The sequence below is a fragment of the Virgibacillus sp. MG-45 genome (assembly GCF_036409425.1).
GTDB lineage: Bacteria > Bacillota > Bacilli > Bacillales > Amphibacillaceae > LDC-1.
In genome coordinates, this window is the sequence record NZ_JAXOFU010000002.1 from 1 (window position 1) to 24,038 (window position 24,038).

The window sequence follows — 24,038 nt, forward strand, 5'->3', positions numbered from 1 at the left end:
AACTCTACAAGTTGAATTCTCACACAGGCAGAGCCTGTGGTTTTAAAACCAGTAATAAAAAAGCAGGTGCAATATTCACCGAATATTTGCCCTGCTTCACTCTTCATTCTCTTGAAATCATCTTCTATTAAGAGCGATTTGCAACTTCCTCTATTATCGCAGCAATGAGCTCGCTGATCTTCACCAATTCATGCACTGCAATTCGTTCATTCGTTGTATGAATCTCCTCATACCCAACAGCTAAATTAACGGTAGGTATTCCAAAGCCAGCAATAATATTTGCATCACTACCACCACCACTTTTTAACAAGCTACTTGTTCTGCCGATCTTCTTTGCGGCATCCCGAGCTACTTCAACTACTTCATCTCCTGCTTGCTGTTTAAAGCCTGGATACATGACCTTCACTTCTACTTGTGCTTCGCCACCGTATTCATTTGCTGTTTCTTCAAATGCTTGCTTCATCTTTGCTACTTGCGCTTCCATTTTCTCAGCTACAAGTGATCTTGCTTCTGCTAAAATTTCTACATAATCACAAACAATATTCGTTTGTTTGCCACCTTCAAAACGACCGATATTTGCAGTGGTTTCCTCATCAATTCTACCGAGCGGCATTTTAGAAATGGCTTTAGCGGCTAGTGTTATAGCGGAAATCCCCTTTTCCGGAGCTACACCAGCGTGTGCTGTTTTTCCCTTAATTACCGCCAAAATCTTTGCTTGTGTGGGAGCAGCAACAATAATATCTCCAACTTCTCCATTACTATCAATCGCATAGCCGAATTTTGCATGGATGTGCTTTTTATCTAGAACCTTTGCTCCAACTAGACCAGATTCTTCCCCGACTGTAATGATAAATTGAATATCGCCATGTGGTACATCGTTTTCTTGTATCATTCGAATAGCTTCAAAAATCGCAGCGAGACCTGCTTTATCGTCCGCACCGAGAATCGTCGTTCCATCTGAAACAATGTATCCATCTTTAATAGACGGTTTAATTCCTTTTCCTGGAACAACTGTGTCCATATGTGATGTGAAATAAATTGGATCCGCATTTAATTTATTCCCTTTTAATGTACAAATTAAATTTCCTGCTCCATGTCCCGTTAGTTTCTTCGCATCATCCTCGAACACTTCTACTCCAAGGTCTGAAAATTTCTTTTTTAGCACACTAGCTATTTCTGCTTCATGCTTTGTTTCCGAATCAATTTGAACCAATTCAAAAAATTCTTGTACTAATCTTTCTTCGTTAATCTTGACCATGATTGATATCTCCTTCAATTATAAAACTTACGTATTTCATTATCATATCACTTTTATTACCTCGCCGTCACATAAGACACATGAGGATTTATAACGGGATGTTTCCGTGTTTTTTTGCAGGACGTTGAACCGTTTTATTTTGTAGCATTTCCAAGGCTTGCACAAGCTTTATTCGTGTTTCTCGTGGATCTATAACGTCATCCACCATCCCTAAGCCAGCCGCAATATATGGATTTGCAAATTTTTCGCGATAGGTTTCGATTTTCTCCTGCCTTGTTACCTCTGGATTGTCACTTTCAGCGATGTCCTTTGCAAAAATAATATTCGCAGCCCCTTCAGGTCCCATTACAGCTATTTCTGCATTTGGCCATGCATAGACAAGATCAGCACCAATTGATTTACTATTTAGTGCGACATATGCACCACCATATGCCTTCCTTGTAATTACAGTTATTTTAGGAACCGTTGCTTCTGAATACGCATACAAGATTTTCGCACCATGGCGGATAATGCCACCATGTTCTTGTTTCACACCAGGAAAAAAGCCTGTCACATCTTCGAATGTAATTATCGGAATTTGGAAGCAATCACAAAAGCGAATAAATCGAGCAGCTTTATCACTTGAATCAATATCAAGACCACCGGCCATATATTTTGGCTGATTACAAACTAAGCCAACTGTTCTTCCTTTTATTCGTGCAAAGCCAACGACTATATTTTTTGCAAACTGTGCATGAATCTCAAAAAAGCTATTTTCATCTACAACTTGTTCGATTACTTTTTTAACATCATAAGGACGAACTGAATTAAAGGGAACAACATCAGTTAGCTCAGAACGGTAATCGTTTAAATCTTCCTCTAACGGCAATTCTGGTGGCTTTTCTTTGCTGTTAGCAGGTAAATAGCTTAAAAGCTGTTTAACATAATCTAATGCCTCTTCCTCTGTTGCTGCTTGCATATGTGCATTGCCACTTGTTGAATTATGTATTGCCGCACCACCAAGTGCTTCTGAGGAAATTTTCTCACCAGTTACCGTTTCAATTACTTTAGGACCAGTAATAAACATTTGCGACGTTTTTTCTACCATAATTACAAAATCTGTGATTGCCGGAGAATAAACAGCTCCACCTGCACTTGGACCCATAATTACCGAAATTTGTGGGATAACACCTGAATAGATGGAATTTCGATAAAATACTTGACCATAGCCGTCGAGAGAGGAGACACCTTCTTGAATCCGAGCTCCACCTGAATCGTTCAATCCAATAAATGGTACTCCGTTCTCTGCAGCTAGATCCATGACATTGGCAATTTTTCTTCCGTGCATTTCACCTAGCGCTCCACCATATACGGTGAAATCCTGAGCAAATAAATACACAGGTTTTCCATTTATCTTTCCGTAGCCTGTTACTACACCTTCGCCTTTTGCAGTTGCACTATCCATTCCAAAATCACTGACTCGATGTTCGATAAAAGGATTTAATTCAACGAATGATCCATTATCCAAAAGATACTCAATTCGCTCACGAGCTGTTAGTTTTCCTTTCGCATGCTGCTTATCGATACGTTCATCTCCACCACCAAGCTCAACGGACCTCCGCTTATCATATAATTCGTTAATTTTATCAAAAATATCCATCCTTATTCAGATCCTTTCATTTGCTCACATAATTCAATTAAAACGCCATGAGCAGATTTTGGATGGATAAATGCGACTTTTGTATCGTGTGCACCTTGTGTAGGAGCATCGTTACTAAATTTAACACCATTTGTTTTCATTTGTGTCATTCGTGCTTCAATATTGTCAACATCAATGGCAATATGATGTATTCCTTCTCCTTGTTTTTCAAGAAAACGTTTTATACTAGAATCCTCGTGTAGAGGTTCTAGTAGCTCTATACGCGTTTCACCAATACGAAGAAAAGCTACCTTTACCCCTTCACTTTCAACATGCTCCACATGCTCTAGATCTAAATGCAGCATATCTGTGTAAAAGGAAAGCGCTTGCTCTATATTTTGCACTGCGATTCCTATATGGGCTATTTTCTTTGGTTTTGAAACGACGTGACCATTTACCTGCATAAGTTCCTTAATAAAGCTTGCTAAAGCATCTGTTGTCGAACCACTAGTGAAGATTTTCTTGATTCCTTGTTCAAGTAAGTATGGAATATCTTCACTTGGAATAACACCGCCACCGATTACCGGGATATCTCCTGCATTTCTTTGTTCCAATTCTTGCACAACTTTTGGAAATAGCGTGCGATGTGCGCCAGATAATGAAGATAAACCAATGACATCTACATCTTCCTGAATTGCAGCTTGAGCGATTTGCTGAGGAGATTGACGTAATCCTGTATAAATAACTTCCATTCCATGGTCTCGTAATGCTTGTGCTATCACTAATGCCCCTCTATCATGTCCATCTAGTCCAGGTTTTGCGATTAAGACTCGAATCTTTTTCATGCTTTCTCCCCCCTATATTCCTGAATATTCACCAAATTCATCGCGTAAAACATTGCAAATTTCCCCAACAGTTGCATATGCTTTCACTGCATCTAAAATATATGGAATTAAGTTACTACTTTGATTTTGAGCATGTTTTTTAATGGCCTGTAATGAATTATCGACAGCAGCTTGGTCTCGGGTTGAACGAATATTTTTCAAGGCATTTATTTGTGCTTTTTCTAAGGCTTCATCGACCTTTAGTAAATCCGGGTTTACTTCTTCTTCTAAGACGAACTTATTTAATCCAACAATAATTTCATCTTTTCGTTCAATCCTTTTTTGTGTTTCGTATGCGTTTTGGTGAATTTCACGCTGCATGTACCCCTCTTCAACAGCTTGAACAGCTCCACCGATTGCTTCAATTTTTTCTAAATAAGCATTAATTTCTGCTTCGATCCTATCTGTTAATTCCTCAACAAAATAAGAACCACCTAGAGGATCAACTGTATCCGCAGCTCCGCTCTCATGTGCAATAATTTGCTGGGTTCGTAGTGCAATTCTAGCAGAATCTTCAGTTGGTAGTGATAACGCTTCATCTCGGGAATTCGTATGTAAACTTTGTGTTCCTCCCATTACTGCTGCTAATGCTTGTAATGTAACACGGACAATATTATTATCTGGCTGTTGCGCAGTTAATGTAGATCCACCAGTTTGTGTATGAAAACGAAGCTTCCAGCTTTTTGGATTTTTAGCTCCATAATGGTTTTTCATAATCTTTGCCCAAACGCGACGAGCCGCTCGAAATTTGGCGATTTCTTCAAAGAAGTTGTTATGCGCATTAAAGAAAAACGCAAGCCGAGGTGCAAACTGATCAATATCTAATCCAGATTCAAGTGCTGCATCCACATATGCCATCCCATTGGCAATCGTAAATGCGGCTTCTTGCACTGCGGTCGATCCAGCTTCGCGAATATGATAGCCAGATATACTGATCGTATTAAATTTTGGAACATGAGCTTGACAATATTCAAATATATTCGTTATCAATCTCATGGAAGGCTTTGGTGGGAAAATATAAGTACCTCTTGCGATATATTCTTTTAAAATATCATTTTGAATCGTACCCGTTAATTGTTCTAGAGGTACTCCTTGCTTTTCACCTACAGCGATGTACATACAAAGTAAAATCGAAGCAGGTGCATTAATTGTCATCGATGTACTTACCTTATCTAATGGAATGTTATCAAAAAGCTGTTCCATGTCTTTTAAGGAATCAATCGCAACTCCTACTTTCCCGACTTCTCCTTCTGCCATCACATCATCAGAATCATAGCCAATTTGGGTTGGTAAATCAAAGGCAACCGATAAACCAGTTTGTCCTTGCTCTAACAAATAACGAAATCGTTTATTTGTTTCTTTTGCAGAACCGAATCCAGCGTATTGACGCATTGTCCAAAAACGACTTCGATACATAGTAGGTTGAATTCCTCGTGTGTAAGGAAATTGTCCTGGAAAGCTAAGCTTCTCTTCATCATACTCGTTTTTCGAATAATATAATCGATCAACTTCGATATTGGATGAAGTCGTAAATTGATCTTCCCGTTCAGGAAAACGCTTACTTAATTCGTTACAATCATCTTTCCAAGCTTGTTCATACTTATTTTCTGTATTCATTGTATCCAAAACCCCCTTGTTCAAATGAGACACATATTATAAACAACAGAAATTAGTAAAACAGTTAAATAAAAACGATATATTTTCCTTGTCCAATCTGGATTTTAACGTTAAAATACAAATAGCATTATGGATGAAGGAGGAGAACTTCATGGCAGCAAATCAGCCACAAAAGACATCTACGAAAAAGAAGTCAAAGCGAGAGCGCAGAATAACATTAATTGTGTATATTATGATAATTGCAATGCTACTATCCACTTTAACAACTGGGCTAATCGCCTTTCTTTAAAAAGAAATGATTTAATAAGATGCAACCAAGGAGACTGGTTAGTTATGTAGAACCAGTCTTTTTAATTTTATATTTTATGACTACATCACTTTTTTTGAACTTTTTCTTAATGATTAAATAGTCTTCCATTTCCCGAAGAAGACGATATAGATTAGCGCGAGTCTCAAATTCTTCCTTTGATGTAGGCATATCTTCATCATGAAAAACTGTATATAAATCATTTAATTCCTTAAGAAATAGAATGGCAGTATTCCCCGGGTGAACTGCTTCGGAAAGTCTTTCAAAGAAATTAGCAATTTCCTCTGACATCGGATCTTTGAAAGGAAGCTTCGTAACTAATGGAAGCATTCTTTTTAAAATATCAAATTGCTTTGCGCGCATATTAAAATAATCATAATATGTATGCTCTGAACGAAGCATATGATTTTCCCTATCGCGTTCAACTAGTTCAATTGTTTCTTCAAGAATATGTTCTGTTTCTGTTATTTCCTTCCCATCCCATGTCTGGTTCTTATCTCGAATATAAGCAGCAATTTCATAAAGGATGATGCGAAAATTCGTTTCAAGTTTCTTTTGCTTTTCTCTTAATTGTTTATCCATACTCGGCATATAGAGATTGACAATCAAACCAATACCGATTCCAACTAGGATTAGCATGAATTGATTAAACAAAAACACGTAATCAATATGACCTGCACTATATAGGTTAATAATGATAACAGAGCTGGTCGTAATCCCTTGCGTTATTTTCAACAATACAGTTAATGGAATAAAGAAAGCTAACATAATACCAAGAACTATTGTATTGTATCCGAGTATTTCAAAAAAACCAAACGAAAGTATACTTGCTAATACACACGCGGCAAATCGATCCCATGCACTTAATACCGATCTTTTTCTAGATGGTTGAATGCAAAGCATCGTCAATATTCCCGCGGAAACGAAATTAGTTAATCCTAAAAATTGCGCAATGGCTATTGCAACTGGTGTGCCAATCGCAGTCTTTATTGTTCGGTAGCCAATTTTCACCTTCATATCTCCTCAATTAGAACTTCCTTTTATAAACGATGAAAATAAGGCTGACCCGCAATTAATGAGACAGCCTTTTTTCATTTCTACAGGTAATGTTATACTTCCTCACAATGATTATCAAAAATTTGTTGTAGCTTTGTCATTACATCCATTGCATTAAAGCCTTCGATGTCATGACGCTCTAACATTGTAACAATTTTTCCATCTTTTAAAAATGCAAATGACGGAGAAGAAGGAGGAAATCCTTCAAAATATTCTCGAGCCCTTTCTGTTGCATCCTTATCTTGACCTGCAAATACAGTTACAAGATGGTCTGGACGCTTGTCATAATGAATTGCATTTGCTGCAGCTGGTCTCGCAACACCACCCGCACAGCCGCACACAGAATTTATCATTACTAATGTTGTTCCTTTACGATTAAGCGCTGCATCTACTTCCTCTACAGTCTTTAATTCCTCATAACCAGCTTCTCGTATATCTTGACGTGCTGCATCTACTACGTCATTCATAAATAAATTAAAATCCATGCAAACATGCATCTCCTTATTAAAAGTATTTATAAGTTAACCCATTAACTTATAAATTAGCTTATCAATATTGCTTTGAAAATTCAATTTAAAAAATTGACTGTTAGTACATTTGCACTGTTTTATCGTTCATGTTTTCTAGTATTTCTTTTACCCTTGCTAAAAACTGTCCGCAAATTAGCCCATCTAATATACGATGGTCTAACGATAAACAGAGGTTCACCATATCACGCGCTGCAAACATATCATTAATGATTACCGGACGTTTCACAATCGATTCCACTTGTAATATTGCAGCCTGCGGATAATTAATGACTCCCATCGACTGAACTGATCCAAATGAACCGGTATTATTTACTGTAAAAGTACCACCTTGCATATCTTCAGAAGTAAGCTTTCCGTTTCGGGCTTTCATCGCTAATTCATGAATATCTCGAGCAATACCTTTGATGCTTTTTTCATCAGCATTTCGTATGACTGGAACAAATAACTCCTGATCTTTAGCAACAGCAATGGAAATATGAATGTCTTTCTTCTGGATAATCTTATCGCCTGCCCACATGCTATTTAATTGTGGAAACTCCTTAATAGCTTGTGAAATTGCTTTTACAAAAAACGCAAAAAACGTTAAATTAAATCCTTCATTTTGTTTAAATGTTGATTTTACTCGATTTCGATAAGCAACAAGATCCGTTACATCTACCTCAACCATCATCCACGCATGCGGAATTTCTGTTTTGGCGCGAACCATGTTTTGGGCAATAACCTTTCGTACCCCAGTAACTGGAATTTCCAAGTCTCCAGCAACACTACCTGGAAAGGGAGCCTTTGTTGTTTGAGAAGTATGTTTGGTAACCGATCTTTGTTCAAATGCTTTTGCCTGTTCTTCTTTCTGTTCTACACCTGGCTGTATACCTTGTTCGATAAGATGTTGAATATCCTTCCGGGTGATGCGGCCGCCTCGACCAGTCCCGGTTACTTGTTCAAGATCAATATTATGTTCCTGTGCCATTCTCAACACGGCTGGTGAGTATCTTTTTTTCATAGAAGTATCATCCGTAGTTTCTTCTGATGCGTTGTTGATCGCTTTCTCCGTGTTTTCCACATTACTAGCATTTGCTTCTTTATCATCTGTTTCAATCACACAAATTAACTCTCCAACTTCAATCGTATCTCCTTCGTTCGCAATTAACTCTGTTATTGTACCTGCGAAAGAAGAAGGAACCTCTGCGTTTACTTTATCTGTCATTACTTCTGCAATCGGATCATATTTATTAACTGTGTCCCCTTCTTTAACTAGCCACGTACTAATCGTACCTTCCGTGACACTCTCACCAAGCTGAGGCATTGTTATTTTCTCTTTTGCCACTGAAATCCCTCCTTAATCCTTCAACATTATTCATTAAAACGCTGCTAATTCTCTTATTGCTTTTTCAACTTTGTCCGGATTAATCATGAAGTATTTCTCCATTGTAGGCGCATAAGGCATGGCAGGAACATCTGGTCCAGCAAGTCTTTGAATCGGAGCATCCAAGTCAAACAGACAATGCTCAGCAATAATTGCTGCAACCTCACCTATGATACTCCCCTCTTTGTTATCCTCTGTTACTAGTAGTACCTTCCCAGTTTTACGCGCTGCCTCTATAATTGCTTCTTTATCAAGTGGGTATACAGTTCGTAAATCTAGAATATGTGCATCAATACCTTCATCAGCAAGCTTTTCAGCTGCTTGAAGTGCAAAATGTACACATAAACCGTACGTAATGATGGTGACATCCGTACCTTCTCGCTTTATATCTGCTTTACCAATCGGTAATACATAATCTTCCTCTGGTACCTCACCTTTTAATAATCGATATGCACGTTTATGCTCAAAAAAGAGTACAGGATCATTATCCCGAATGGCGGCCTTTAACAACCCTTTTACATCATATGGTGTAGAAGGCATTACTATTTTTAATCCTGGTTGATTCGCAAACACTGCCTCAACAGATTGCGAATGATATAACGCACCGTGTACACCGCCACCATATGGTGCGCGAATCGTTATCGGACAATTCCAATCATTGTTAGAACGATATCTGATTTTCGCTGCTTCAGATATGATTTGATTCACAGCCGGCATAATAAAATCGGCAAATTGCATTTCAGCTACAGGGCGCATTCCGTACATCGCCGCACCAATGCCCACCCCTGCAATTGCTGATTCCGCAAGAGGCGTATCTAAAACACGATATTCTCCAAAACGATCATACAAACCATCCGTCGCTCGAAAGACGCCACCTTTTTTTCCTACGTCTTCACCAAGAACAAATACTTTTTCATCACGTTCCATTTCTTCTTTTAAAGCAGCTGTCACTGCTTGAATATACGACATAATAGCCATTTAGAATCCCCCCCTATTCCTCGTATACGTATTTTAATGCTGATTCTGGTTCTGCATAGGCAGCATTTTCTGCATAATCTGTTGCTTCATTAACGAGTTGATCAATATCTTTGTTTATGTTCGCTTCAATCTCATCTGTTAGGATGTTATTTTCTTTTAAGTATGCAGCAAACGTAAAAATGGAATCTTTCTTCTTTGCTTCATCTACTTCGTCTCGATCTCGATAGAGTCGATCATCATCATCACTAGAATGTGCGGTAAGCCGGTAAGTTACTGCCTCAATTAATGTTGGACCTTTTCCAGCGACCGCTCTCTCTCTAGCTTCACTTACTGCTTCAAACACAGCAAGCGGATCATTTCCATCCACTGTTATACCAGGCATACCATAGCTTGCTCCACGATCAGCGACACTTTCACATGCTAACTGTTTTTCGAGTGGTACCGAAATCGCATATTTATTATTTTCTACCATTGTAATTACTGGTAGTTTATGTACACCAGCAAAGTTTAATCCTTCATGGAAATCTCCTTGATTGGATGATCCTTCTCCTAATGTCACAAAGGAAGCAAAATTCTTTTTCTCCATCTTAGCAGCTAACGCTACACCTACTGCATGTGGAACTTGAGTAGTTACTGGTGAAGAACCAGTTAATATTCGGTTCTTTTTTTGTCCAAAGTGCCCTGGCATTTGACGTCCACCTGAATTAGGATCCTCTGCCTTTGCAAAGCCTGAAAGCATAATATCCTTTGCTGTCATACCAAAGGCTAAAACCACTCCTAAATCTCGATAATATGGTGCTACATAATCATGTTCACGATCAAGCGCGAATGCTGCCCCTACTTGTGCAGCTTCTTGTCCTTGACAAGAAATAACGAAAGGAATTTTTCCAGCACGGTTTAATAACCACATTCTTTCATCAATCTTACGCGCTAAAAGCATTGTCTTAAACATTTCAAGTACAGTATCATTGGATAAACCAATTTGTTCATGACGCATTTTTGCCATCTAATATCCCTCCTTATTTTAATTACTAGCCGTGAATTTGCTGTCCTTCTACAGCTAATGCCGCCTCTCCCATTACCTCTGCAAGCGTTGGATGTGGATGAATAGTATGAGCGATTTCCCACGGTGTCGCATCCAATACTTTTGCAAGTCCTGCTTCCGAAATTAACTCTGTAACATGAGGGCCAATCATGTGAATTCCTAAAATATCATCATTCGCTTGATTTGCGATGATTTTAACGAAGCCATCACTTTCTCCGTAAACTAATGCTTTGCCAATCGCTTTAAATGGAAATTTTCCTATTTTCACATTAAATCCAGCCTCATTTGCTTGTTCTTCTGTTAAACCAACTCTAGCAACCTCTGGATTAGAATAAATACAAGATGGGATTGCTGAATAATCTATTTCAGCAGGATGTTGACCTGCCATATGCTCGACTGCAACAATTCCTTCATGAGAAGCGACATGCGCTAGCTGTAATCCACCAATAACATCTCCAATTGCATATATATGCGCTTCTTTCGTTTGATAGCATGTATTCGTTTGGATGACCCCATTCTCTACAATAATGTCGGTATTCTCAATTCCGATATTCTCTGTGTTTGCTGTTCTTCCAATTGAAAGCAGTATTTTTTCGGCTTGGAGCTTCTTTACTTCTTTCTTCCACTCGACATCAATGGAAACCGCTCCATCCTTTTTCACAGTTTCAGGTAATATTGTTGCTTGCTTTAAAAAGGTAATCCCTTTTTTCTTTAACAATCGTTCAACTTCTTTAGAGATAGCCAAATCCTCCGTAGGTAAGATGTGTTTTGAAGATTCGATAACTGTCACATCTACCCCAAAATCTGCGAGCATCGATGCCCATTCAATTCCAATTACACCGCCACCAACAATTATGATTGAAGCAGGAAGTTCCTCAAGCTGTAATGCCTCATCAGAGCTTAAAACAAATTCACTATCAAATTCAAGTCCGGGTAATGAACGTGGTTTTGATCCTGTGGCAATTAGCACTTGTTTAGGAACAAGCATTGTATTCTCATCCCCGTTTTCATATTCAATAGAAATCGTACCAGGCATGGGGGAAAATATGCTTGGCCCTAAAATACGCCCAAAGCCGTGATACACATCAATTTTTCCTTTTTTCATTAAAGATTGCACACCTTGATGTAACGTTTCGACAATATTGCTTTTTCGATCTTGAACACGTGTGAAATTTAATGAAATATCATTCGTTTCAACACCGAATTTACTTGCCTCTTTTGTTTGTTTATAGACCTCTGCACTTCTTAACAACGCCTTTGATGGAATACAGCCTCGGTGAAGACATGTACCACCAAGCTTTTCTTTCTCAACAATGGCCACTTTCATCCCTAGCTGCGAAGCGCGAATAGCTGCTACATAGCCACCGGTTCCGCCACCAAGTACAACAAGATCATATTCAACGGTCATTCACCCTCACCCCTTCAATTAAATTCGGATAATGCTTTGGAGCTTCTTCATGACGTAGCACACGTAAGCTTCCTTCTGCAAGTGCCTGTAATTCATTTTCACCTGGATAAACAATAACATCAGAGATCCAGTCTACACGCTTGGAAATCAAATCTACAAATGATTTCCCATATGCAAGTCCACCAGTTAAAATGATGGCATCTACTTTCCCCTCTAGCACAGCACTCATTGCTCCTATCTCTTTTGCAATTTGATATGCCATGGCATCGTAAATTTTTAAAGCATATTCATCGCCATTTGCAATTCTTTGTTCTACTTCAACCGCATCATTTGTTTGCAGATAAGCCATCAAACCGCCTTTTCCAACTAATTTTTCCATTATTTCATGCTGATAATATTGTCCAGAAAAACAAAGAGATACAAGATCTCCAGCCGGAACTGTTCCTGCACGTTCTGGTGAGAAAGGACCTTCACCATGGAGTCCGTTATTTACATCAATTACCTTTCCATTTCGATGAGCTCCAATCGTTATGCCACCACCCATATGCGTGACGATGAATTGCGCACGGTCATAGGCTTTTTGTAAATCTTTCGCTGCTCTTCTTGCAACTGCTTTTTGATTTAACGCATGAAATATACTTTTTCTAGGCAATTCAACCACACCAGAAAACCGCGCTATCTCATCTAATTCATCTACTACTACAGGATCTACAATGTAAGCATTTATATTTAGGCTATAAGCAATTTCATGCGCAATAATACCGCCAAGATTTGATGCGTGATCTCCATTAAACCCTGTTTTGAGATCATAAAGCATTTGATCGTTAACGATATATGTGCCACCTTCAATCGGTTGAACAAGCCCACCTCTAGAACAAACTGCGTTTAATTTTGAAATATTTATTCCTTCATAATCTAATTGTTCAAGAATTACTTTCTTTCTAAATGCATATTGATCAATAACATGCTTATAAATAGAAAGCTCTGAAGCATGATGTCGAATCGTCTTTTCGAAAATGCAAGTATCATCATCGAATACACCAATTTTAGTAGACGTTGAACCTGGATTTATTACAAGTATACGAAAAAATTGCTGCACAAATTTGCCCCCCGTGGCATTATCTTCTGCTAAGTATATGCAATCCATTTTGCAAAAATTGACTTCTTGAATTCCTTACCGATGCAATCCGTTCTTCTGCCATACGATCTGCTGCAACATAGGAAGGAATGTTATCTCTTTTCGATATTTCAAATACCTTTAACAAGGAATCATAAATCGTTTCCACCTTTTTTAATGCGCGTTCTTCATTATAGCCAAGAAGCTCATCAGCAACATTGATGACACCGCCTGAATTAATCACATAATCAGGAGCATAAACAATCCCTTTTTCATGGAGCATGTCACCGTGCTTGGATTCTTTTAGTTGATTGTTTGCAGAGCCAGCAATAACCTTTGCTTTTATTCTTGCAATTGTGTCGTCATTTATCGTTGCACCAAGCGCACAAGGTGCGTACACATCGCAGTCTACATCATAAATATCTTCAGGATCAACAGCTTTTGCACCAAAGCTATCGACTGCTCGCTGTACTGCATTCTTATTTATGTCTGTAACGACTAAGCTTGCACCTTCTTTATGTAAATATTCACAAAGAGTGAACGCAACATTACCTACCCCTTGTACAGCTACCACTTTTCCTTCAAGGGAGTCATCACCAAACGCTTCTTTCACAGCAGCTTTCATTCCTTTATAAACACCGAAACCAGTTACTGGAGATGGATTCCCTGAAGAATTCGCACTCGAGGTTCCTGTTACATAGTCAGTTTCAAGATGAATGATATCCATATCCTGCTCTGTTGTACCAACATCCTCGGCCGTAATATATCTTCCATTTAACCCTTGTATATATCGTCCAAAGGCACGAAACATCTCTGGATTTTTATCCTTCTTAGGATCTCCTATAATAACGGTTTTTCCTCCACCTAAATCTAAACCTGCTGCTGCATTTTTGTAAGTCATCCCTTTTGCTAAACGTAGGGCATCTTCTATTGCTTCCTCTTCCGATGCATAAGTCCACATTCTCGTCCCCCCTAATGCAGGGCCTAATGTTGTATCATGAATAGCAATAATCGCCTTTAATCCAGAATTTTTGTCCTGACATATAACAAGTTGTTCGTAATCGTATTTTTCCATATAAGTAAAAATTTCCATGTTATTTCCTCCTTTAAAATGTTTTTAATGCAGCTAATGCTAAATAAAGAGATAGAAGCTTATTCGGAGCCGAATCTGCTCTCGATGTTAATACAATTGGAGCACTTGCTCCCCCCACCATCGCTGCGACCTTTGCATTGGCAAAACATGTGAATGCTTTATATAATGCATTTCCTGTTTCAAGTGATGGAACGAGTAAAATATCTGTTTCCCCAGCAACATCGGATTCCACCTGTTTTTCTTCCTTTGCTCGCGTAGAAACCGCAATGTCAAATTGTAATGGACCATCAACAATGCAATTTTTAAGCTGTCCTCTTTTTTGCATTTGAGTTAACAATGCAGCGTCTACGGTGGAAGGAATCGCTTCGTTTACTACCTCAACTGGTGCAATCGCCGCAACCTTTGGACATTTTACGCCAATCGAATTTGCAACAAAAACAGCATTTTGAATGATTTGTGCTTTTTCTTGTAAGCGAGGTGCAATGTTCATTGCGGCATCCGTCAAAAAAATCACTCGTTTTCTACCTGGAATTTCAAATAACGCAACATGTGATAACACATTTCCAGTGCGTAAGCCTTTATCCTTGTGAAGCACGGCTTGTAAGAGATTCTTCGTAGAAACATCTCCTTTCATTAGGACATGTGCTTCCTGATTGTGTACAGCTTCGACAGCGGCATCGCAAACATCATTTATTGGCGCTTGTATAATCGAAATATTGGGCGAAGCGACATCTAAGTGAATTTCATTGGCCATTGCACGAATTGCTTTTTCTTCTCCATATAATTGAAATCCACAAAGATTATCCTCGATTGCAAGCTTTACCGTTTTTAGCACCTCTAAATTTGCCGCATTTGCAATTGCTACTACATTTGAATGATTCGTTATTTGATTTCTTATCGATGCGATTTCTTCCATTTTAATAACTTCAACCCCTCATATATATACTTGCAAATATCGTGCCAACTTTTTTATTTTGAAAGCGCTTTATTTTATTTAATCTTAACTATGCAATAAGTTGCAAGTATGCAATTTATTGCAGGTCATTTTGTTCAATTTGATATTTCTCCATCTTATAATATAAATTCCGTATGGAAATGTTTAATTGCTTTGCAGTTCTTGTTTTATTAAAATTATTTTGTTCATATGTAGCAACTATATATGCCTTCTCGAAGTTCTCCATCGCATGTTGAAGTGTTTCATCCTTGTTAAACTTATTGAAAGCCTGTCCTTGTTTTGCTTTTATTTTTGGATGTAAATCAGAAAGATGATGTTTTTGAATCATTTCCTCGTTCATATCCATATAAATCATCGCTCGTCCGATTACATTTTCAAGCTCTCGTACATTTCCTGGCCAATCATATGTATAGAGTGCTTGCAACGCATCATCCGCAATAGAAGAAACATTTCTACCATAGTCCTGATTTATCTTATGAATTATATGTTGGATTAAATCTGGAATATCATCAAGTCTTTCAGATAAAGAAGGTATAAAGATAGGCAATCGATTTAAACGATAATATAAATCCTCCCGAAAGCTTTTGTTCATGATTGCTTTTTCTAAATTAACATTTGTAGCAGCAATAACTCGAACATCAATCGTGATCGGATTTGTTCCGCCAACACGAATGATTTCATTTTCTTGAAGGACGCGAAGCAATTTAGCTTGCATTCCTAAAGATAACTCTCCAATCTCATCTAGAAAAATACTTCCAAAGTTCGCTTCTTCAAATAACCCTTTTTTGCCTCCCTGTTTTGCTCCAGAAAACGCACCTTCCTCATAACCAAATAATTCACTTTCCAATATCGACTCTGCAATTGCCGCACAATTGACTCGGATAAACTTTTTGTGTTTCCGATCGCTTTCATTATGAATTGCATGTGCGAACAATTCCTTGCCTGTTCCTGATTCTCCCCTTAGCAATACAGTTGCAGGCGTTCGTGCACCAACCTTAGCCTGTTCTAAAGCAAGCTTCATTTCTGAAGAACTGGCAATAATATCATCAAATGTATATTTCGCTTCTAAATTCCGAATAATTTGTCTTGCTCGCTTTAATTCACTCGTAAGTGTTTTAATTTCAGAAACATCGTGAAGTATTCCAACACTTCCTTTTATTTTTCCATCTACAATAATCGGTGCTACATTTACAATAACATCCTTTTTACTCGGACCAACTTTCATTCGAACTCCTCGAACTGGTCTTCGTGTTTGCAACACCTTCATATGCATACTTTCACCTTCAGAGATATCAGTTGCGGCAGGTTGTCCAACAATTTCCTTTTCTGTTAGTCCTGTGATTCTTGTATAGGCTGGATTTATCATCATGCCTATTCCGGATTCGTCTACTACACTAATTGCTTCCTCAGAAGAATAGATAATTGCTTCGAGCATTGTTTTTATTTCTTTTAAATCAGTATTCTCTTCTGCTAAATTCACTACTTCTGTAATATCTTTAAAAACTGCGAATGCACCGACTAATTCACCGTTTGCATTAATAATTGGAATTCGAGTAGTAATTACTTTCTTTCCGTTTTCGAGAAATAGCTTCTGATTAACTTCTTTTCTTCTGTTTCTTAATATAATAGGTAATCTTGAGTCACTTATTATTTCTCTAACAGGGTTGCCAATAAAATCAGATTTATTAACTCCTACAATCTTTTCTGCGCTTTTATTAACGAACTTCACTACACCATCTTTATCAACAACAATCATACCGTCTTTGATATTATTAAGAATCAGCTCTTGATTATATGTCTGTAGCTTTAACTTGCTAAGTAAAGCTTCCTTTTCATCAAATAGCTCAGAAATGATGTAAGCGACACTTCCTGGTATTACAATCGTTTTACTTCCCCTAGCCTTTAGAAGTGCTTCAAGTACTTTTTCATCGCCTGTTGCTTCCACAATAATATCAACTTCTTCATGATCATGGAGCCATTTTTCCCAATCATATCCAATCGGTACATTTAACTGCTGAGCGATTTTTAATCCTTTTGCATTTCTATTACGATCGATGACACCTCGGATTTCCATTCGATTTACAGCATGCAAAATTTTTAATAATGATGTACCGCCGTTTCCTGCGCCAACAATAAGAACTCGTTTCATAGGATCCCACCTTGCAACATTATGCATGTTTTTATCTTACGGGATAATGCACATTATTTCAATTTCTTTTTCATTTCTAATTTATATTCATCTGTTATACTAGAATTAGAAAAATATTACGAAGGAGAACATGTATGGGAAGAATTATTGCCGTTTTATTACTAGTTATTCCAGGTATATTTTCCGCCATTGGAATAAAATTGATGCGTGATGCTTTGTTTAATGAGTTCACACCGCTATTTATTCATATTGGCGTCCAATTTACGGTTGGATTACTATTATTTCTTTTTGGACTAGCATTTATTGGTGGGTTTATCATCCACCGAGATCGTAAAAAACAAAATACAGATCAAGCATGTAATGCATGCATAAAAAATAGGTGAGCGCATATTCGACACCTATTTTTTTGTTTGTTATTTCCCTTTTGTATGAATTATGTGTTATTATTTTTAATAAAACTTTTAAGAATTTTCTATTCAATATATTGGAGTGGTTTGATGAAAGTTGCAAAATTCGGAGGAAGCTCATTAGCAAATGCAAATCAATTTAAAAAAGTCGGTAGAATTATTCAAGAAGATGGTGATCGTAAAATTATTGTTGTATCGGCACCTGGAAAACATTCCGATTCATCTCTCAAAATGACTGATTTACTAATTATGATTGGAGAAGCTTCAAGAAATTACAAGCCATATAACCAATTTACTCAAATGGTACAAGAGCAATTCCAAGAAATAATTGAAGGTCTCGGCCTGCAAAATGGATTGGTTGAGGAAATAATACAATCTATTGAACGTGTGATTCAGAGTGATTTACCTTCTGAGCGCAAGCTTGATGCTATAAAAGCACTTGGGGAAGATTGGTCTGCTCGTATCTTGAGCCAATACTTGAGTCTAAATGGTTTAAACGCTATGTATATGAATCCAAAAGATGCAGGAATTATTGTAAGTAATGAAGCGGGTAATGCACAACTCCTTCCCGAGAGCATGGAAAGAATATTTGCTTTAAGAGAAAAATCACAAATTATCGTTATACCAGGTTTTTTTGGGTATACATTAGATGGAACATTAGCAACGTTTTCTAGAGGCGGATCTGATATTACAGGAGCAATACTAGCTGCAGGTGTCAAAGCATCACTTTATGAAAACTTTACAGACGTAGACTCTGTTTACGCTGTCAATCCAACAATCGTGCAAAATCCAAAGGAAATTCAAGTCCTTACCTATAAAGAAATGCGTGAGCTCTCTTATGCTGGATTTTCCGTCTTTCATGATGAAGCGCTTATTCCTGCTTTCCGTGCAGGTATTCCTGTTGCCATTAAAAATACGAATAATCCAAAAGCTGCTGGCACAAGGATAGTCGCTGAAAAAGAAGCAAAAAATATAGGAGTCGTGGGAATCGCAAGTGATGATGGTTTTTCTAGTCTTTTTGTTAGTAAATATTTAATGAATCGAGAAGTAGGATTTGGAAGAAAATTATTACATATTTTAGAGGATGAGGACATTTCATTTGAGCATGTTCCATCGGGAATTGATGATCTTTCGGTTATTTTAAGAGAAAATCAGCTCACACCAAGTAAAGAACAATTTATTATAGAAAAAATAAAAGAGCAATTGCAACCTGAAACAGTCACGATCCAACGAAATTTGGCAATGATTATGATTGTTGGTGAAGGAATGATGCGAACCATTGGAATTGCCCAAAAAGCTACAAAAGCTTTCAAAGATGCGAATGTTAATATCGTAATGATCAATCAAGGATCTTCTGATGTATCCATGATGTTCGGCATCGATGCAAATGATTTGGAGAAAGCAATTCAGTCTCTTTATAAAGTGTTTTTTGATTAGTGATCGTATATTTTACAAGTACTAAAATCCCCTTTGTTCATCATGGAATACATCATGAACAAAGGGGATTTTCCATCCCTTTACTTATTTAAACTCTAGCTTGCCTTATGTTCCAGACGTAATCTGTCTGCAACCATAGCAATGAACTCACTATTTGTAGGTTTTGTTTTAGAGATACTCACTGTATATCCAAATAATGCAGATATGGAGTCTATATTCCCTCTATTCCAAGCCACTTCTATTGCATGGCGTATTGCTCTTTCGACCCGTGAGGCTGTTGTATTAAACTTTTTGGCAATATCCGGATATAATACCTTTGTAATAGACCCGAGTAATTCAACATCGTTATAAACCATGGTGATTGCTTCGCGTAAATACATATACCCCTTTATATGAGCAGGAACGCCAATTTCATGGATAATATTCGTTATACTTGCTTCTAGATCCTTTTTCTTACGTTCTTTTCGATTTCCTTTGCTAATACTTTGTTTATTTGAAAATGCAGCACTATTTCCTTGAACCTGTCGAATCTGGTCTGCTAAATTATCTAGATCAAACGGCTTTAATACAAAATAAGCTGCACCAAGATCAACCGCCTTCTTCATTACCTCTTCTTGACCGAAAGCAGTTAACATGATGACATTTGGACTTGAAGTGCTTTCATTTTGTTTTATCGTATTTAAAACAGCTAAACCGTCAATATGAGGCATAATGATATCAAGAATCAAAACATCTGGTTCGATTTCATCAAGCAATTCAAGACATTCTTTGCCATTATAAGCCGTACCAATTATTTCAATATCTTCTTGGTCTTCAAAAAAATCTTCCATTAATTGAACGAGTTCCTTGTTATCATCCACTAAACAAACTGAAATTTTCTCCACTTCAAACTTCCTCCCTTTATGATCTTCAATTTTTGCCCATTATATAGATTCGACATTAGTTAAAAAATTCCTTTTTTTATTTGAAAAACTTTAAAATTTTTTATATATTCTTTCATTTTCTAACGTTTTCTTATATTTTCGCCTACATTCGATAATTTTCACAAGATATTGTCGAAAAATATTTATGTAAATTATACCAATAAGAAAAGAAAGAGACCACCCCAATATGGGGAAGTCTCCGCTTTAACTTGCTAATTGTTCTTTGTTGTAAATGTCAATGCCCGCTTCCTGTAACATCCATTCAATATGGACTCCGTATCCAGAGGTTGGATCATTAACAAAGACATGCGTAACCGCTCCGATAATTTTGTTGTTTTGAATGATTGGACTTCCACTCATTCCTTGGACAATGCCACCTGTTTTATCTAATAACTTAGGGTCAGTAATTTTAACGACCATTCCTTTTGTTGCCGGTGACTTTTGTGGAATACTGCTAACAATTTCAACATCAAATTCCTCCACTTTTTCGCCATCAAGAACCGTTAAAATTTTAGCTGGTCCCTTCTCCACTTGATCTGACAGTGCAATTGGCATTGGTTTTTTATATTTCCCATCAGTTACACCTTTGTTTAGCACTCCAAAAATCCCAAATGGACTATTTTTAGTTATATTTCCTATTTTATTTTCTTTAATTGAAAACTCAGCCTGCTTTTCACCTGGTGTTCCGCTGTTTCCTTTTTGAATTGAGGTTACAGATGAACGAACAATCGTACCATTATTAATCAAAATTGGTTTCTTTGTATCCATGTCTGATATAACATGGCCAAGTGCACCGTATTTTTTTGATTTTGGTTCATAAAAAGTCATTGTTCCAATACCAGCAGCAGAGTCACGAATATAGAGTCCAATGCGATATTGGTTTTCTTTTTTGTCCATAATTGGTTCTAGTTTTGTATTTATTGTTTTTTTACCTCTTCTTATCGTAACATCTAACGCCTGATTATTTTTCCCAGCTTTCTCTACAAATGGTTTTACTTCCTGCATCTCTTTTATTTGATCACCGTTAATTTGCATAATAACATCACCTACTTGAATATTTGCTTCTTCCCCTGGTGATGTGGAACCTTCCTTTCCTTGTACAAGGTGATGTCCGACAACAAGAACGCCTTTTGTTTGAAGCTGGACACCAATAGATTGACCTCCTGGTATTACTTTTAGGTCATTAAGCACAGATACATTTACTTTTTTAATTGGAACGCCTGCTACTTGATACGTAAGCTGGCTTTCACCAGTTTCTTTTGCATGGAATTGACTTGAGTCAATGGCTTGAATTACATTATTATTTGATTTTACATCAACCTCTTTGCTTAAAAGAGGAATCTGTTGGGACTCATTTTGGAAGGTCACCATATGATTGGGAATGGCCAGGTAATTCTGTATAGGGGCTAGAAAAGGTACAAATAATAAGGTTGCAAGGAGAAATACTCCGATAAAGATTCGTATAGTTGATCTGTATTTTTTCAATAGCTTCACTCTCCTGATTCCTAACCCACACTTTTATATCTGTATTTCTAATTTGACCTTTAAGCTAAGATTTTAAACTGGTTAAAGATAAGAAATGCTGTGTAACATTTCCTAATCAAGATAAAACATGCTCGAATAAAGATCGGAAATAGAAAAAAGACCTTTGCAAACAAATTGCAAGGTCCCTTTTATCCGTTAACCTGATATACCTGTTTTTTATAACTGTGGGCTAATTCTAACATTTCTCTTGCATGTTCCATTGCAGTCTCTGTTAGCTTCGTTCCCGTAATCATTCTACTCAATTCATTAATTTGTTCTTGGCGCGATAATTCATGAACAAATGTGGCGGTTCGTTTATTTTTTTCTTCTTTTTGAATCAATTTGTGTGTATCTGCCATTGCTGCAACCTGTGGAAGATGCGTAATACACAATACTTGTGAATTACCAGATACTTCGTATATTTTTTCAGCAATAGCTTGAGCTACTCTGCCACTAACACCCGTATCCACTTCATCAAAAATGACACTTGTTACGCCTTGATGCTGGGCAAATATTTTCTTAAGAACGAGCATGATACGAGAAAGCTCGCCACCAGAAGCTGTTTTTGATAATTCCTTTAATGGTTCACCAGTATTTGTAGAAATTAAAAAATGAACATGATCAAAGCCATTTTTATGTAATTTGGGAATTTCTGATACTGGGCCATCTCCTATATCTGGCGAGAACGCCACCCTAAAAGATGCTTTTTCTAAATACAAACTTTTCAGCTCTTTTTGAACATCTTGAACTAAATTTTCTGCAGCTTGTTTTCTTACATCGTGAAGCTCTTTTGCCTCTAAATATACATCATGTTCCAATTCTTTAATTTCCTTGGAAAGTTGTAGTAAATGGGAATCTTTATTCTTTAATTGCTCCATCTCTTCCTCAATCATTGCTTGGTATTCAAGCATTTCATTTACTGTATTTCCATATTTCTTCTTTAACCTACTAATTTCATCTAACCGCGCTTCTATTTCATTTAACCGTGCTGGATCATATTCAAGACCATCAATATAATTTCTTAGCTGAAAAGAAAGCTCTTCCACTAAATAATAATGATTCCCTAACTCATCGGATTTTTCAGCAATAAATTCGTCATGGTCAGCTCCGTTATCTAATGCCTGCTTAGCTTGATATAACCATTCAATTCCTTTTTGCTCACCATATAATGCATTATAAGCGTCTTGTACAACAGTATAAATCCGTTCATAATTACCGAGCTGCTTTCGTTCAGCTTCAAGTTCGTCATCTTCATTTGGACTTAAATCTGCACCTTCCAACTCTTTTAATTGAAATTCAAGCAAATCTAAGCGATGCGCCATTTCTTGCTCGTTGTTTGAAAGTTCTTTGTATCGCTTTTTTAAAATTAAAAGTTCTTCGTACAATTGACTATAATCTTGTTTAACTTTAGCGGTCTTAGCAAAGTCATACATATCGAGTAGATGAAGATGACTTTCGGAATCCATTAATGATTGAGTTTCATGCTGACTGTGCACGTCAATCAGTGTTTTTCCAATCTCTTTCAAAATCGAAAGTGTAACGAGTTTCCCGTTTACCCGACATATACTTTTACCACTAGAAGTAATAACCCTTTCTAGTACAACTTGTTCATCTACAATATCAATTCCAAATTGTTTTCCTACCGTTTGAACTGCATGATCCGTCTTATCTAATATAAATAAACCTTCTATTTCCGCTCGTTTTGACCCATGTCGTACAAATTCTACTGACCCTCGTCCTCCAGCAAGCAGCTGAATCGCATCAATAATAATCGATTTTCCAGCACCTGTTTCACCTGTAAGCACCGTCAGGCCATCTGAAAAAGTGATCGCAACATGATCAATAATAGCAAAATCACGTATAGATAATTCCGTTAGCATGTCCGAAACACTCCATTCTAAAGCATACGAATAAACCGTTCTTTTATATCCAAGGCATCAGCTTCTGTTCGACAAATCATAAGACACGTATCATCGCCACAAATCGTTCCCATAATTTCATTCCAATCTAAATTATCGATTAATGCACCAACTGCTTGCGCATTTCCAGGCAATGTTTTTAAGATGATAAAATGGCTCGTAGAATCGATCTTTACAAATGCATCCATAATTAACCGCTTTAATTTTTCCTGTGGATTAAACTTCCGATCAGCAGGTAAGCTATATTTGTACGTTCCATTATTAGAAGGGACTTTTACAAGATGTAGTTCTTTAATATCTCTAGATACTGTAGCTTGTGTTACATTAAATCCTAGCTGTTTTAGCTCATCTACAAGTTCATCTTGTGTTTCAATCTCATTCTCTGTTATTAGTTCTCGTATTTTAATATGGCGTTGTAATTTACTCATATTGGTCCTCACTTTAATCCAA

The 24,038-nt window shown here is 37.2% G+C and carries 21 protein-coding genes; 3 read left to right on the forward strand and 18 right to left on the reverse strand.

What is annotated here, in order from left to right; all coding sequences use genetic code 11:
• Window positions 1-127: 127 nt before the first annotated feature.
• The 4 genes from SPK86_RS02165 to SPK86_RS02180 all read right to left on the reverse strand — a co-directional run bounded on the left by SPK86_RS02165 (window position 128) and on the right by SPK86_RS02180 (window position 5,377).
• On the reverse strand, window positions 128-1,258 hold the full coding sequence (locus SPK86_RS02165; protein WP_284140332.1) for a M20/M25/M40 family metallo-hydrolase: 1,131 nt from the start codon (window positions 1,256-1,258) through the stop codon (window positions 128-130).
• 88 nt (window positions 1,259-1,346) lie between these two features.
• Window positions 1,347-2,897: an acyl-CoA carboxylase subunit beta gene (locus SPK86_RS02170; protein WP_330948588.1), complete on the reverse strand. Its 1,551-nt coding sequence runs from the start codon at window positions 2,895-2,897 to the stop codon at window positions 1,347-1,349.
• A 2-nt stretch (window positions 2,898-2,899) separates the two neighbouring features.
• Window positions 2,900-3,721 carry a methylmalonyl-CoA epimerase gene (gene mce / locus SPK86_RS02175; RefSeq protein ID WP_284140334.1) on the reverse strand — a complete coding sequence of 274 codons (822 nt, stop codon included), beginning with the start codon at window positions 3,719-3,721 and terminating at the stop codon, window positions 2,900-2,902.
• 12 nt (window positions 3,722-3,733) lie between these two features.
• On the reverse strand, window positions 3,734-5,377 hold the full coding sequence (locus SPK86_RS02180) for an acyl-CoA mutase large subunit family protein (protein ID WP_330948589.1): 1,644 nt from the start codon (window positions 5,375-5,377) through the stop codon (window positions 3,734-3,736).
• 151 nt (window positions 5,378-5,528) lie between these two features.
• On the opposite strand from SPK86_RS02180, the gene prli42 reads away from it, so the two are divergent.
• Complete coding sequence (gene prli42 / locus SPK86_RS02185; protein WP_284140336.1) at window positions 5,529-5,666, forward strand: stressosome-associated protein Prli42; 138 nt, start codon at window positions 5,529-5,531, stop codon at window positions 5,664-5,666.
• A 42-nt stretch (window positions 5,667-5,708) separates the two neighbouring features.
• Here prli42 and SPK86_RS02190 read toward each other — a convergent pair whose 3' ends face one another.
• The 10 genes from SPK86_RS02190 to SPK86_RS02235 form a co-directional block, all read right to left on the reverse strand.
• Window positions 5,709-6,695, reverse strand: coding sequence for an aromatic acid exporter family protein (locus SPK86_RS02190; protein ID WP_330948590.1), 987 nt, complete (start codon window positions 6,693-6,695; stop codon window positions 5,709-5,711).
• Between the two features lie 98 nt (window positions 6,696-6,793).
• The gene (locus SPK86_RS02195; RefSeq protein WP_330948591.1) at window positions 6,794-7,225 is read right to left on the reverse strand and encodes a BrxA/BrxB family bacilliredoxin; all 432 of its coding nucleotides are present in this window, start codon (window positions 7,223-7,225) and stop codon (window positions 6,794-6,796) included.
• Between the two features lie 103 nt (window positions 7,226-7,328).
• Window positions 7,329-8,594 carry a dihydrolipoamide acetyltransferase family protein gene (locus SPK86_RS02200; RefSeq protein WP_330948592.1) on the reverse strand — a complete coding sequence of 422 codons (1,266 nt, stop codon included), beginning with the start codon at window positions 8,592-8,594 and terminating at the stop codon, window positions 7,329-7,331.
• Between the two features lie 33 nt (window positions 8,595-8,627).
• A complete protein-coding gene (locus tag SPK86_RS02205) occupies window positions 8,628-9,611 on the reverse strand; it encodes an alpha-ketoacid dehydrogenase subunit beta (RefSeq protein ID WP_284140340.1) in 984 nt (327 codons plus the stop codon).
• 13 nt (window positions 9,612-9,624) lie between these two features.
• Entirely contained in the window at window positions 9,625-10,617 is a 993-nt protein-coding gene (locus SPK86_RS02210; RefSeq protein WP_284140341.1) for a thiamine pyrophosphate-dependent dehydrogenase E1 component subunit alpha, read from the reverse strand.
• 25 nt (window positions 10,618-10,642) lie between these two features.
• Window positions 10,643-12,064: a dihydrolipoyl dehydrogenase gene (gene lpdA, locus SPK86_RS02215; RefSeq protein ID WP_284140342.1), complete on the reverse strand. Its 1,422-nt coding sequence runs from the start codon at window positions 12,062-12,064 to the stop codon at window positions 10,643-10,645.
• The gene (gene buk, locus SPK86_RS02220) at window positions 12,054-13,163 is read right to left on the reverse strand and encodes a butyrate kinase (protein WP_284140343.1); all 1,110 of its coding nucleotides are present in this window, start codon (window positions 13,161-13,163) and stop codon (window positions 12,054-12,056) included. Before buk ends, lpdA begins: the two co-directional genes overlap by 11 nt.
• A gap of 19 nt (window positions 13,164-13,182) precedes the next feature.
• Window positions 13,183-14,274, reverse strand: a complete 1,092-nt coding sequence (locus SPK86_RS02225; protein ID WP_284140344.1) for a Leu/Phe/Val dehydrogenase — start codon at window positions 14,272-14,274, stop codon at window positions 13,183-13,185.
• Window positions 14,275-14,287: 13 nt separating this feature from the next.
• Window positions 14,288-15,190 (reverse strand): phosphate acyltransferase, encoded by a 903-nt coding sequence (locus SPK86_RS02230; RefSeq protein WP_284140345.1) that lies wholly within the window; start codon window positions 15,188-15,190, stop codon window positions 14,288-14,290.
• Window positions 15,191-15,305: 115 nt separating this feature from the next.
• Entirely contained in the window at window positions 15,306-17,378 is a 2,073-nt protein-coding gene (locus SPK86_RS02235; RefSeq protein ID WP_284140346.1) for a sigma 54-interacting transcriptional regulator, read from the reverse strand.
• 134 nt (window positions 17,379-17,512) lie between these two features.
• Between SPK86_RS02235 and SPK86_RS02240 the strand changes: the two genes are divergently transcribed.
• On the forward strand, window positions 17,513-17,761 hold the full coding sequence (locus SPK86_RS02240; RefSeq protein WP_330948593.1) for a DUF2627 domain-containing protein: 249 nt from the start codon (window positions 17,513-17,515) through the stop codon (window positions 17,759-17,761).
• 114 nt (window positions 17,762-17,875) lie between these two features.
• The gene (locus SPK86_RS02245; protein WP_330948594.1) at window positions 17,876-19,222 is read left to right on the forward strand and encodes an aspartate kinase; all 1,347 of its coding nucleotides are present in this window, start codon (window positions 17,876-17,878) and stop codon (window positions 19,220-19,222) included.
• Between the two features lie 95 nt (window positions 19,223-19,317).
• Here SPK86_RS02245 and spo0A read toward each other — a convergent pair whose 3' ends face one another.
• From spo0A to ahrC, 4 genes are all read right to left on the reverse strand, one after another.
• On the reverse strand, window positions 19,318-20,106 hold the full coding sequence (gene spo0A / locus SPK86_RS02250; protein ID WP_284140349.1) for a sporulation transcription factor Spo0A: 789 nt from the start codon (window positions 20,104-20,106) through the stop codon (window positions 19,318-19,320).
• A 243-nt stretch (window positions 20,107-20,349) separates the two neighbouring features.
• A complete protein-coding gene (gene spoIVB, locus SPK86_RS02255) occupies window positions 20,350-21,639 on the reverse strand; it encodes a SpoIVB peptidase (protein WP_443089747.1) in 1,290 nt (429 codons plus the stop codon).
• A 179-nt stretch (window positions 21,640-21,818) separates the two neighbouring features.
• The gene (recN, locus tag SPK86_RS02260; RefSeq protein ID WP_330948595.1) at window positions 21,819-23,549 is read right to left on the reverse strand and encodes a DNA repair protein RecN; all 1,731 of its coding nucleotides are present in this window, start codon (window positions 23,547-23,549) and stop codon (window positions 21,819-21,821) included.
• Window positions 23,550-23,566: 17 nt separating this feature from the next.
• Entirely contained in the window at window positions 23,567-24,016 is a 450-nt protein-coding gene (gene ahrC, locus SPK86_RS02265) for a transcriptional regulator AhrC/ArgR (RefSeq protein ID WP_284140352.1), read from the reverse strand.
• Window positions 24,017-24,038: the final 22 nt, after the last annotated feature.